Below are 11,879 nucleotides of genomic sequence, written 5' to 3'. Positions count from 1 at the left end.
CCGGAGGCTGATGTTCACTCTCAGCCCATGTGGGGGTAGCCGTGGTGGGTCGGCGGCACGAAGGACTCCTTGATCGACCGTGCCGAGGTCCACCGCAGGAGGTTCTGGGCGGCCCCCGCCTTGTCGTTGGTGCCCGACGCCCGGCCCCCGCCGAAGGGCTGCTGGCCGACCACGGCGCCGGTGGGTTTGTCGTTGATGTAGAAGTTCCCGGCGGTGAAGCGCAGCTCCTCCACGGCCTGGGCGATGGCGTAACGATCCTGCGCGATCACCGAGCCGGTCAGGCCGTACGGGGCGGCATCGTCGATCCGCCGGAACACGTCGTCCCAGCGGGAGTCCTCGTAGACGTGGACGGCGAGGATCGGGCCGAAGTACTCGGTCCGGAAGATCTCGCCGCGGTGGTCCGAGGAGACCAGCACGGTGGGCCGGACGAACCAGCCGATCGCGTCGTCGTACTGGCCGCCCGCCGCCAGCTCGACCGTCGGGTCGGCCTTGGCGCGGTCGATGGCTTCCCGGCTCTTCTCGAAGGCGCGCCGGTCGATCAGGGCGCCCATGAAGTTGGACAGGTCGGTCACGTCGCCCACGGCGAGCGCGTCCACCTCGGCCAGGAGGTCGTCCTTGATCTTCTGCCAGAGGCTGCGCGGCAGGTACGCGCGGGAGAGCGCGGAGCACTTCTGGCCCTGGTACTCGAAGGCGCCGCGGATCAGCGCGGTCCTGAGGATGTCCGGGTCGGCCGAACGGTGCGCGAGCAGGAAGTCCTTGCCGCCGGTCTCGCCGACGATCCTCGGGTACGTGCGGTAGCCGCCGATGTTGGCGCCGACGGTCTGCCACAGGTGCCGGAAGGTGGCGGTGGAGCCGGTGAAGTGCAGCCCGGCGAGCGCCGGGTCGGCCAGCGCGACCGGGGAGACCTGCAGGCCGTCGCCGGTCACCAGGTTGATCACCCCGGGCGGCAGGCCGGCCGCCTCCAGCAGCCGCATCAGGTGGTACGCGGCCAGGGTCTGGGTCGGCGCGGGCTTCCAGACCACGGTGTTGCCCATCAGCGCGGGGGCGGTGGGCAGGTTGCCCGCGATCGCGGTGAAGTTGAACGGCGTGATCGCGTAGACGAAGCCCTCCAGCGGGCGGTGGTCCGTGCGGTTCCAGACGCCGGGCGAGGAGATCGGCTGGTCGGCCAGGATCTGCCGGGCGAAGTGGACGTTGAAGCGCCAGAAGTCGATCAGCTCGCAGGCGGAGTCGATCTCGGCCTGCTGAACGGTCTTGGACTGGCCGAGCATGGTGGCCGCGTTCAGCGTCTCCCGCCAGGGACCGGAGAGCAGGTCGGCGGCGCGCAGGAACACCGCGGCACGGTCGTCGAAGGAGAGCGAGCGCCACTGCCGCCCGGCGGCCAGCGCCGCGTCCACCGCCGCCCGGGCGTCCTCCCGGGTGGCGTTGCCGAGCACGCCCAGCTTGGCCGCGTGGTGGTGCGGCTGGACCACCTCGATCCGCTCGCCGCCGCCGAACCGCTGCTCGGCGCCGATGGTCATCGGCAGCGGGACCTGTTCGGCCGCCAGCTCGTCCAGCCGCCGGACCAGCCGGTCCCGCTCCGGGCTGCCGGGCGCGTACGCGTGCACCGGCTCGTTGACCGGGGTCGGCACCTCGGTGACTGCGTCGATGGGCATGGCGGCTCCGTCCTGCTGGCTGATCGGCTGTCGGTCCAGCCTGACCAGCGACGGCCCGATCCGCCCGCTCAGACACGCGGACGGCGGACGTGGCGCCCGCCACTGCGGCCCCGGCCGGGCGCGCTCAGCCGGTGATCCGGCCCGCCAGCTCGACCGCCTCGGCGAGGGTGTCCACCACCGGGACGCCGACCGGCTCCAGCTTCTCCCTGGTGTGCGAGCCGCCGGTGTACAGCACGGCGTGCGCGCCCACGCTCAGCGCCGCCAGGGCGTCGTCCGCGGCGTCGCCGATCAGCACCGTACGGGCCGGGTCCACCTGCTCGCCGAGCGCCGCCAGGTGCCGGACCAGGTGCTCCGCCTTCTGCCCGCCGGCCGGGCCGCTGCGGCCGTCGACCCGCAGGAAGTGGCCGGTCAGGCCGAAGGTGTCGACCAGCGGCACCAGCTGCTCGTGCACGTACAGCGACAGCAGCGACTGGCTGTGGCCGGCCGCCTCCCAGCCGGCCACCAGGTCGCGGGCGCCCTCGGTCAGCCCGCAGGACGGGCTCAGCTCGCGGTAGCGGTCGTGGAAGGCGTCGTCCAGCTTCAGCCACTCCTCCGTGGAGGGGTCCCGGCCGAGCAGGCGCCGGTAGAAGCGCGGGATCGGGATCTCGTACTGCTCGCGGTACTCCTGCAGGCTCATCGGCCCGACGCCGATGGTGGCGAAAGCGGCATTGCTCGCCCCGAGCACTGCTTCCATGTCGTGGAAGAGAGTGCCGTTCCAGTCCCAAACGATGTGAGTGCGCACGGGGGACAACGGTAACGCCGGGCACGGGCACGCCGGTAGGGCGGAGCTCACGCACCCGCCCCGGGGCACCCCTCCGTCGGGCACCCGTCGCGTACTGGCTGTGCACCCGCCTCAGGCGAGCAGCGCGGGGATCTCCTGGGTCGCGAACCAGAGCAGGTCGTGGTCCTCGGCGCCGTCCACGGTGAACTGGGCGTCCTGGTCGCCCGCATCGGCCGCGGCGACCGCCGCCACCGCCGCGGCGACGTCCGTGACCACCTCGTCGTCGGACACGTCCGCGTGCACCGCCGCCGCCTTGGCCAGCCGCACCGGACCGGCCAGCACCACCCGGCCCAGCGAGGCCTGGTCCTGGTACTCGTCACCGGGGAACGGCCCCACCGAGCCGTCGGCCACGTCCAGCGCCACCACGACCCGGCGGCGCGGGGCGTCCGGGTCGGCGGCCAGCAGCCGCAGCGAGGCCTGGGCGGCGCGGTTCAGCGCCGCGTACTCCAGCTCCTCGATGTCGTCGCTGACGTACCACTCGCGCAGCGCGGGCGTCACGGCGTACGCCGCGGACTGCTCCAGGGCGCCGCCCTCGTGCGCCGCCGCCAGGCCGGTCAGGGTGGTGGGCACGTACACGCGCATCGGTGGCACTCTCCGGTTCGGTCCAGCGGGCTTCGTCCAGCGGAACGGATTCTCCAGCGCCCCAAGAATAAGCTCCGCCGGGCTCCCGTGATCACCTCCGGTCCCGGGTCCGGCCGATCACCGCACGGCCCGCAACGCCTCCCGGCTGGTGCGCAGGGCGCTCTCCAGGACCGCGCCGCGGCGGGCCGGGTCCATCATGTTCGGGCCCATCACCGCGAGGTCCGCCAGGGTCGGCGCGAGCAGCTGCACCCGGACGCCCTCAGCCCGCAGCAGCACGGCCTCGCGCAGCAGCTGCCGGGTGACGGCGCGGCGGTAGCGGCTGACCAGCTGCGCCAGCACTCCGCGCGGACGGTCCCGGGCGCGCCACTCGCGCAGCGCGGCCAGGGTGTCGCGCCCGCGTGCCGCCGGCCCCGACCCGTCGGCGCGCACGGCCCGCTCCACCCGCTCGGGCCGGGGATCCAGCCGCAGGGCCATCGGGGCCAGCACGTACACCTCGTCCAGCCCCCGGCCGAGCAGCAGGTCCGCGTTGGTCGCCGACCAGCAGCCGCCGTCCACGTAGGCCGAGCCGTCCAGGCGCACCGGAGCGAACCACCCGGGGATCGCGCAGGAGGCCATCACGGCGTCGGCGACCGCGACCGCCGGAGCGTCCGGGTCGCCGAAGACCACCCGGCGGCCGTTGCGGTAGTCCACGGCGGCGACCCGCAGGGGCGAGCCGGCCGCGTCACCGGCGCCCACGGCCCGGGAGTCCACGTCCGCGGCGCACGTGTCCGGAGCGGCCGCGCCCGGCCAGCCGCCCGGTCCGAGCAGGCCGCGCACCAGCTCGCCGACCGGCGCCAGCGAGCCGCGGCCGTGCGGCGCCATCGCCGAGACCATGGTCAGCAGGGGGTACTCGCGCGGGTGCCGGACGGCGTCGCGCAGCAGGTCGGGCGAGCCGATGCCGGCCCGGGGGCGGGGCGGTGTCGCACCGCCGACCGCCGTTTCGTAGTCGAAGGCGATCCCGGCCAGCGGGCCGTCCTCGATCGGCAGGCCGCGCTGGTGGTCGCGCAGCTGCTCGGGACGGACACCGCCGGACAGCATCGCCGCGAGGATCGCGCCCGCCGAGGTGCCGAGCAGGACGTCGGCGTCGCCCGGCTGCCGACCGGTGGCCTCCTCGACGGCGCACAGCGCGCCGACCGTCCAGGCCGCTCCGAGCATCCCGCCGCCGCCCAGGACCAGGCCGCGACGGGGTGCGCCCCCGGCGCGCGCGGCGGTGTCCGCGCCCGCCGGGGTCGGCACCACTACTGCCCGTGTCGTCATTCCGGCCGCCCGTCGTCGTGGGGAGGCGGCTGCCCCGCTCCCCTCGGTTCCCGGTCAGGCTCCGATGGTGCGCGCCGGGCAGGGACGGCGCAATGCGACAGCCCGGCGCCGCCACCCGGTCCGCCCAGTCGGAGCGTCCCCTTTTGGGCCGTACGGCTCGCCGCCGCACGTCAACCGGGCGCCACGGGGCCACCGCGCCGACCCGTCGCCGCACTGGCCGGTTCACCCGGATAGGTGAACTCGCAGACCGGCTCCGGCCGCCCGGGAAAGGCGTTGCGGCCCCGCGCGGCACGCCGCCAGCCTGAGACCCGTCCGTACTCGCACCACCCAGTCGAGGAGCCCCCGTGACCGCCCGTCCCCACGCCCGCCCCGAGGCCCGTCCCGACGCCCGCCGCGCCGCCCACCCGCACCACCGCCCGCGCACCGCCGACGGCGGCGCCTGCGACCCGGCCGGGCGCCGTCCCCGGCACCCGCGCGCCGCCTGCACCGGCACTCCCGGGCACGACCCCCGGGCGCTGGCCTCCCGGTTCGCCCACCAGCTGGTCGAGGTGCTGACCGGCGTCCGGCCCTCCGGCCAGCTGATGCGGCACACCAGCCTGGACGGCTACGGGCAGCTCGCCTCGCTGGTCCGGACGGGCGCGCTGCGCCGCGGCGGGGCCGCCGACCGGCCGAGGCTCGGCCCGGTGCACGACCGCTCGCCCTCGCCCGACGCCGTCGAGGCCTGCGTCCGGGTCGACCTCGGCCGGCGGCACCACATGGTGGCCTTCCGGCTGGAGCAGCGCGGCCCGGCCGGGCAGTGGCAGTGCACCGCCGTGGAGGCCCGGTGACCGCGCACGGCCCGGGAACGGCGCAGGGCGCCGCCCCCGTCCGGGAGCGGCGCCCTGCGTGGCGTCCTGCGGCCTGCTCAGGCCTTGCGGCGACGGCCCTTGGCCGACTTGGCGGCCTTGCGGCGCTCGGCGCGGGTCATCCCGTCGCCCTCGTCCTCCGGCGCGAGGTCCTCGAAGTCGCCCTCGACCACGCCGCCGCCGATCTCGTCCGAGGGGGCGGTGTAGTGCAGCCGCTGCGGCTTCGGGGCCTCCAGGCCCTTGGCCTTGATCTCCGGGCGGGCGGCGTCCTTCTCCAGCTTGTCGAGCACCACCTGGGCGTCCTCGACCGGGACCTCCTCGACCTGCTGCTCGACCTGGACCTCCAGGTTGAACAGGTAGCCGACGGACTCCTCCTTGATGCCCTCCATCATCGCGGTGAACATGTCGAAGCCCTCGCGCTGGTACTCGACCAGCGGGTCGCGCTGCGCCATGGCCCGCAGGCCGATGCCCTCCTGGAGGTAGTCCATCTCGTAGAGGTGCTCGCGCCAGCGGCGGTCCAGCACCGACAGCACGACCCGGCGCTCCAGCTCGCGCATGATCTCCGCGCCGAGCTGGTCCTCGCGGGCGCCGTACTGCCCCTGGATGTCCTCCTGGACGACCTTGACCAGGAACTCCGGGGTCAGGCCGGCCGTGCCGCCGGCCTCCTCCTCCAGGTCCGCCAGGTCCAGGGTGACCGGGTAGAGCTGCTTGAGCGCGGACCAGAGCTTGTCCAGGTCCCAGTCGTCCTCGAAGCCCTCGCCGGTGGCCGCCTTGACGTAGGCCTCGACGGTGTCGTCCATGAAGTGGCCGACCTGCTCCTGCAGGTCCTCGCCCTCCAGCACGCGGCGGCGCTCGCCGTAGATGACCTCGCGCTGGCGGTTGAGCACCTCGTCGTACTTGAGGACGTTCTTGCGGATCTCGAAGTTCTGCTGCTCGACCTGGGTCTGCGCGGACGCGATCGCGCGGGTGACCATCTTGGACTCGATCGGCACGTCCTCGGGCACGTTGGCCATCGAGAGCACGCGCTCGACCATGCCGGCCTTGAACAGGCGCATCAGGTCGTCGCCCAGCGACAGGTAGAAGCGGGACTCGCCCGGGTCGCCCTGACGGCCGGAGCGGCCGCGCAGCTGGTTGTCGATCCGGCGGGACTCGTGCCGCTCGGTGCCGAGGACGTAGAGGCCGCCGGCCTCCTTGACCTCGTCCTGCTCGGCCTTGACCGAGGCCTTGGCCTTCTCCAGCGCGGCCGGGAAGGCGGCCTCGTACTCGTCCGGGGTGTCCGTCGGGGTGAGCCCGCGCTGCGCCAGCTCGGCGGCGGCCAGGTGGTCGGCGTTGCCGCCCAGCATGATGTCGGTGCCGCGGCCGGCCATGTTGGTGGCGACGGTGACGGCGCCCTTGCGGCCGGCCTGCGCGACGATCTGCGCCTCGCGCTCGTGGTGCTTGGCGTTCAGCACCTCGTGCGGGATGCCGCGCTTGCGCAGCTCCTGCGACAGGTACTCGGACTTCTCGACCGACACGGTGCCGACCAGCACCGGCTGGCCCTTCTCGTGCTTCTCGGCGATGTCCTCGACCACGGCGGCGAACTTGGCCGGCTCCGACTTGTAGATCAGGTCGGGCTGGTCGATGCGCAGCGGCGTCTTGTTGGTCGGGATCGGCACCACGCCGAGCTTGTAGATCTGGTGGAACTCGGCGGCCTCGGTGGTGCCGGTACCGGTCATGCCCGCGAGCTTGTCGTACAGGCGGAAGAAGTTCTGCAGGGTGATGGTGGCCAGGGTCTGGTTCTCGTTCTGGACCTCCACCCCCTCCTTGGCCTCGATCGCCTGGTGCATGCCCTCGTTGTAGCGGCGGCCGGCCAGGATGCGGCCGGTGTGCTCGTCGACGATCATGACTTCGCCGTTCATGACGACGTAGTCCTTGTCCGCCTTGTAGAGCTCCTTCGCCTTGATGGCGTTGTTCAGGAAGCCGACCAGCGGGGTGTTCACCGACTCGTAGAGGTTGTCGATGCCGAGGTAGTCCTCGACCCGGCTGACGCCCTCCTCCAGGATGCCGACGGTGCGCTTCTTCTCGTCGACCTCGTAGTCGCGGTCGATCTTCAGGCGCTGCACCAGCTTGGCGAAGTCGGCGTACCACTTGGTCGCCTGGTCGGCCGGGCCGGAGATGATCAGCGGGGTGCGGGCCTCGTCGATGAGGATCGAGTCGACCTCGTCGACGACCGCGAAGTTGTGGCCGCGCTGGACGAGTTCGTCCTTCGACCAGGCCATGTTGTCGCGCAGGTAGTCGAAGCCGAACTCGTTGTTCGTGCCGTACGTGATGTCCATGCCGTACTGGCGCTTGCGCTCGGCGGGCGTCATGTTGCCCAGGATCACGCCGACTTCGAGGCCGAGGAAGCGGTGCACCCGGCCCATCCACTCCGAGTCGCGCTCGGCGAGGTAGTCGTTGACGGTGATCAGGTGGACGCCCTTGCCGGTCAGCGCGTTCAGGTACGCGGGCAGGGTGCCGACGAGGGTCTTGCCCTCACCGGTGCGCATCTCGGCGACGTACCCGAAGTGCAGGGCCGCGCCACCCATGAGCTGGACGTCGTAGTGCCGCTGTCCGAGCACGCGCTTGGCGGCCTCCCGGACGGTGGCGAACGCCTCGGGGAGGATGTCGTCCAGGCTCTCGCCGTCGGCGAGGCGCTGCTTGTACTCGTCGGTCAGCGCGCGCAGCTCGGCGTCGGTGAGGTTGACGAAGTCCTCTTCGATGGAGTTGACCTGGGCAGCAATCCGCTGCAGCTTGCGAAGGATCTTGCCTTCGCCTGCGCGCAGGATCTTGTCGAAGACGGACACTTGAGCGGGCTCCTTGCCTGTATTGGCACTGGACGACTGCACGGCGGGTCCACCCCACCGCACGGGCCATCGTATGCGAGGAGTCCAATGCCCCGGGAGGTGCGTCAGCACGGTATTCCCGTGTCACCCGCGCGAGCACATGGCCCGATAGCACCGTCCACCGGGACAAATCGGTCGACGGGCCGAGGAGTTGGCCACAAAAGCGGATGCCCGCTATTCCGTTCCGGAGAAATAATCCGTTCATGGAAGAGCCCCGAAGCGAACCGGCCACCCTCACCACCGAGCGCCTCGTGCTGCGCGCCCCGGGGGAATCGGACATCGACGCCGTCTTCGCCGCCTGCCAGGACGCGGAGATCCAGCGCTGGACGGTCGTCCCCTCCCCGTACCGGCGCGAGGACGCGGAGTTCTTCGTGCGCGATCTCGCCGTCGACGGCTGGCGCACCGGCGCGAACCGGATCTGGTGCGTCTTCGAGCGCGGGTCCGGCGCCCTGGTCGGCTCGCAGGGCCTCGTCCTGCGCGAGAACGACCCGGGCTGCGCCGAGATCGGCTGGTGGGCCACGAAGGAGTTCCGCGGCCGCGGCTACACGGTCGAGGCCGCCCGCGCGGTCTCCCGCTTCGGCCTGCGCGTACTCGGCCTGCGCCGCCTGGAGTGGATGGCCTACGTCGGCAACGACGGCTCCCGCGCGGTCGCCGAGCGGGTCGGCTACCGCTTCGAGGGCACGATGCGCTCGTACGCCGAGCAGCGCGGCGTCTTCCACGACGCCTGGGTCGCCTCGCTGCTGGCCTCCGACCTGGACTGAGGCGGTCCCGGGGCCGCCCCCGGCGCCCGGGACGGCTGTCAGCGCCCGGGGCTACGCTCGCCGGCATGACCGCCGCAGCCCCGTACAGCGCCCCCGTCACCGTCCTGAGCGCCGACGACGCCCGCCGGATCGCCCTGCGGGCCCAGGGCCTGCTCGGCGCGCCCGACCGCCGGGCCGGGGTGCGCGGGGTGCTGCGGCACCTGGGCGCCGTCCAGCTGGACACCATCTCGGTGCTCGCCCGCTCGCACGAGCTGGTGCCGTACGCCCGTCTCGGCGCGGTCGGCCGCCCGGCGGTCGAGGCGGCGTACTGGGGCGGCGGCACGAGCTTCGAGTACTGGTCGCACGCGGCCTGCGTCCTGCCGGTCGAGGAGTGGCCGCTGTTCGCGTTCCGGCGCCGCCGCTACCGCGACCGCGGCCACCTCTGGGGCCACCAGGTCACGCCCGAGGCCTACCGGCTGGTCCTCGACCGGCTGCGCGCCGAGGGGCCGCTGACCTCCACCGAGCTGGGCGGCGCCAAGAAGACCGCCGAGTGGTGGGACTGGTCCGACACCAAGATCGCGGTCGAGCGGGCGCTGGCCTTCGGCGACGTGGTCTGCACCGAACGACGGAGCTGGAAGCGGGTCTACGCGCTGGCCGAACAGGCCATCCCGGACGCACTGTTCGGGCAGGAGCGGTCGGACGAGGAGTGCGTGCGCACCCTGGTCGCCCAGGCCGGCGCCGCGCTCGGCGTGGCCACCCGGGCCGATCTGCTGGACTACCACCGGCTGCGCGCCGAGGAGTTGGACCCGGTGCTCGCCGACTGCGGGCTCGTCCCGGTCGAGGTGGCCGGGTGGGGCCCGGACGGCACCCCGGCCCCGGCCTGGGCCGACCCGGCCGCCCTGGCCACCACCCCGCGCGGACGCCACCGCACCACGCTGCTCTCACCGTTCGACTCGCTGATCTGGGACCGCGCCCGCACCGAGCGGATCTTCGGAATGTCGCACCGGCTGGAGGCCTACACCCCCAAGCACAAGCGGGTGCACGGCTACTTCGCGATGCCGCTGCTGGCCGGCGGCCGCCTGGTCGGCCGGGTCGACCCGGCCCGCGAGGGCCGCACCCTGATCGCTCGACAGGTCTCGCTGACCGACGACCGGGGCCGCGGCGCCCGGCACCTCGAACCGCTGGCGACGGCCCTGCGCGAGGCGGCGGCCTGGGTCGGCTGCGACACGGTACGGGTCGAGGCGCTGCACGACGAGCGGCTGCGCCCGGCCCTGGAGAAGCTGCTCGCGGACGGGTGAGCCCGGCCGCGCGGGAGCGGCCGGCCGGACGGGTGTGCCCGGCCGGCCCGGCTCACCCTATTTCGAGGATCTTCTCCCGCATCGCGTACACCACGGCCTCCATCCTGGAGTGCAGTTGGAGCTTCTCCAGGATGTTGCGCACGTGGTTCTTCACGGTGTTCTCGCTGATGAACAGCTCCTTGGCGATCTCCCGGTTGTTCATCCCGGTCGCCACCAGCTTGAGCACCTCCAACTCCCGGTCGGTGAGCCGGGGTGCGGGCACCAGGTCCCGGTCGTCGGAGCGGCGCTGGATCATCGACTTGAACTCGGTGAGCAGCTTGGAGGCCATCGAGGGGCTGATCTGCGACTGCCCGTCGGCGACCGCGCGGATCGCGGTGGCGACCTCGTCGGTGGAGATCTCCTTCAGCAGGTAGCCGGTGGCACCCGCCTTGATCGCCTCGTAGAGGTCGGCCTCCTCGTCGCTTATCGTCAACATGATGATCTTGGTGCTGGGCGCCACGTCCTTGATCGCCGTGCAGGCCTCGATCCCGCTGCGGCGCGGCATCCGGACGTCCATCAGGATGATGTCGGGCAGCAGGTCGGCGGCCTTCAGCACTGCCTCGGCGCCGTCCCCCGCCTCGCCGACGACCTTGATGTCCGGCTCCTCCGCCAGGACGATCTCCAGCCCCCGCCGGAACAGCGCGTGGTCGTCCACCACCAGCACACGGATCGGCTCACCCCGGTGCGGCGCGTACGCGGGCTCCTCCTCCGGCCCCAACGGCAGCCCGGGCCCAGCCGCGGGCCCCAGCCCGAAGTGATCCCCCATCCGCTCCTCCCCCTTCGCGGGTCGTCGTGCGCCAATCATTCCACGCCCGGGCCCCGCCACGGTCACCCTCCGGTGCCAATTCCCTCGCATCGGGTGACCCCTGCCCCGAGACCCGACCGCGGTCGAACCATCCGACCCCCGAACGCCGGTGACCCCGGCGGCCGCGGCCACCGGGGTCACCCCTCCATCGCTGCTCGGACGGTCAGTCCTCGTCGTCGGCCCCGCCGATCGCGCCGCCCGCGCCACTGCCCGGCCCGGCCTGCAGGTCCGTCTGCAGGTGGATGACACCGTAGTTGTAGCCGTGCCGGCGGTAGACGACGCTGGGCAGGCCGCTGTCCTTCTCCACGAAGAGGTAGAAGTCGTGGCCGACCAGCTCCATCTCGTAGAGCGCCTGGTCCAGCGCCATGGGGGCGGCCGGGTGCGTCTTCTCCCGGACCACCAGCGGGCCTTCGCCCTCCACCTCCAGGGATCCCATCATGGTCTTGCGGACGGCGCCGTTCGTGCCGCCCTCCAGCGACGGCTCCGGCAGCGCGGCCAGGGCCGCGGTCGCCTCGGCGACGCTGATGGGGGTGCGGCCGTTCGCGCCGCCCTTGTGCACCCGGCGCCGGTCTGCGGACTTGCGCAGCTGCGCGTCGAGCTTCGCCGAAGCCAGGTCGAGCGCCGCGTACGGGTCACCGGCGGCGGCTTCGGCCCGGATCACCGGCCCACGGGTACGGAGGGTGATCTCCACCCGCTCCGACCGGTCGGCCTGCCGCGGGTTGTGCTCCTTGGACACCTCGACGTCGAGGCTGATCACCTTGCCGTCGAACTTCTGGACCTTCTCCAGCTTCTCGGCCACGTGCTCGCGGAACCTCTTGGGCACCTCGGTCTTGCGGCCCTTGACGACGATGTCCACGCAGAACTCCGATCCCTCGTGCTGACGCCGATCCGGGTGCTACCGGATCGGGCTGAGACCCAGCTGGACCAGCCCATCCACTGCC

10 protein-coding genes are annotated in these 11,879 nt (G+C 72.9%); 3 read left to right on the top strand and 7 right to left on the bottom strand.

Features of this window, described 5'->3' with window-relative positions; genetic code table 11:
• Positions 1 to 20 precede the first annotated feature (20 nt).
• From pruA to ABT048_RS14765, 4 genes are all read right to left on the bottom strand, one after another.
• Positions 21 to 1,646, bottom strand: a complete 1,626-nt coding sequence (gene pruA / locus ABT048_RS14780) for an L-glutamate gamma-semialdehyde dehydrogenase (RefSeq protein ID WP_350521913.1) — start codon at positions 1,644 to 1,646, stop codon at positions 21 to 23.
• 130 nt (positions 1,647 to 1,776) lie between these two features.
• Positions 1,777 to 2,433 carry an HAD family hydrolase gene (locus ABT048_RS14775; protein WP_350521758.1) on the bottom strand — a complete coding sequence of 219 codons (657 nt, stop codon included), beginning with the start codon at positions 2,431 to 2,433 and terminating at the stop codon, positions 1,777 to 1,779.
• A gap of 111 nt (positions 2,434 to 2,544) precedes the next feature.
• Positions 2,545 to 3,054: a DUF6912 family protein gene (locus tag ABT048_RS14770; RefSeq protein ID WP_350521757.1), complete on the bottom strand. Its 510-nt coding sequence runs from the start codon at positions 3,052 to 3,054 to the stop codon at positions 2,545 to 2,547.
• Positions 3,055 to 3,171: 117 nt separating this feature from the next.
• Positions 3,172 to 4,350 (bottom strand): patatin-like phospholipase family protein, encoded by a 1,179-nt coding sequence (locus tag ABT048_RS14765; protein WP_350521756.1) that lies wholly within the window; start codon positions 4,348 to 4,350, stop codon positions 3,172 to 3,174.
• A 344-nt stretch (positions 4,351 to 4,694) separates the two neighbouring features.
• On the opposite strand from ABT048_RS14765, the gene ABT048_RS14760 reads away from it, so the two are divergent.
• Positions 4,695 to 5,177: an Rv3235 family protein gene (locus ABT048_RS14760; protein ID WP_350521755.1), complete on the top strand. Its 483-nt coding sequence runs from the start codon at positions 4,695 to 4,697 to the stop codon at positions 5,175 to 5,177.
• A gap of 77 nt (positions 5,178 to 5,254) precedes the next feature.
• Here the strand turns inward: ABT048_RS14760 and secA are convergent, their stop codons facing one another.
• Complete coding sequence (gene secA / locus ABT048_RS14755) at positions 5,255 to 8,017, bottom strand: preprotein translocase subunit SecA (protein WP_350521754.1); 2,763 nt, start codon at positions 8,015 to 8,017, stop codon at positions 5,255 to 5,257.
• Between the two features lie 242 nt (positions 8,018 to 8,259).
• Between secA and ABT048_RS14750 the strand changes: the two genes are divergently transcribed.
• Both ABT048_RS14750 and ABT048_RS14745 read left to right on the top strand, forming a co-directional pair.
• Complete coding sequence (locus tag ABT048_RS14750) at positions 8,260 to 8,817, top strand: GNAT family N-acetyltransferase (protein WP_350521753.1); 558 nt, start codon at positions 8,260 to 8,262, stop codon at positions 8,815 to 8,817.
• 65 nt (positions 8,818 to 8,882) lie between these two features.
• On the top strand, positions 8,883 to 10,094 hold the full coding sequence (locus ABT048_RS14745; protein WP_350521752.1) for a winged helix-turn-helix domain-containing protein: 1,212 nt from the start codon (positions 8,883 to 8,885) through the stop codon (positions 10,092 to 10,094).
• Between the two features lie 52 nt (positions 10,095 to 10,146).
• Here the strand turns inward: ABT048_RS14745 and ABT048_RS14740 are convergent, their stop codons facing one another.
• Together ABT048_RS14740 and hpf are read right to left on the bottom strand one after the other, a co-directional pair.
• On the bottom strand, positions 10,147 to 10,899 hold the full coding sequence (locus ABT048_RS14740; protein WP_350521751.1) for a response regulator: 753 nt from the start codon (positions 10,897 to 10,899) through the stop codon (positions 10,147 to 10,149).
• Between the two features lie 202 nt (positions 10,900 to 11,101).
• On the bottom strand, positions 11,102 to 11,794 hold the full coding sequence (gene hpf / locus ABT048_RS14735) for a ribosome hibernation-promoting factor, HPF/YfiA family (protein WP_350521750.1): 693 nt from the start codon (positions 11,792 to 11,794) through the stop codon (positions 11,102 to 11,104).
• Between the last annotated feature and the right edge of the window lie 85 nt (positions 11,795 to 11,879).

This window comes from Kitasatospora sp. NPDC096140, assembly GCF_040303045.1.
Taxonomy (GTDB): domain Bacteria; phylum Actinomycetota; class Actinomycetes; order Streptomycetales; family Streptomycetaceae; genus Kitasatospora.
The sequence above is the reverse complement of the archived record's forward strand: the minus strand, read 5'-3'. Positions and strand labels throughout refer to the sequence as shown.

Coding starts and splice junctions, on each gene's coding strand:
- ABT048_RS14770 (WP_350521757.1), bottom strand. CDS start 3,054: ATGCGCGTGTACGTGCCCACCACCCTGACCGGCCTGGCGGCGGCGCAC.
- ABT048_RS14765 (WP_350521756.1), bottom strand. CDS start 4,350: ATGACGACACGGGCAGTAGTGGTGCCGACCCCGGCGGGCGCGGACACC.
- ABT048_RS14750 (WP_350521753.1), top strand. CDS start 8,260: ATGGAAGAGCCCCGAAGCGAACCGGCCACCCTCACCACCGAGCGCCTC.
- ABT048_RS14745 (WP_350521752.1), top strand. CDS start 8,883: ATGACCGCCGCAGCCCCGTACAGCGCCCCCGTCACCGTCCTGAGCGCC.
- ABT048_RS14740 (WP_350521751.1), bottom strand. CDS start 10,899: ATGGGGGATCACTTCGGGCTGGGGCCCGCGGCTGGGCCCGGGCTGCCG.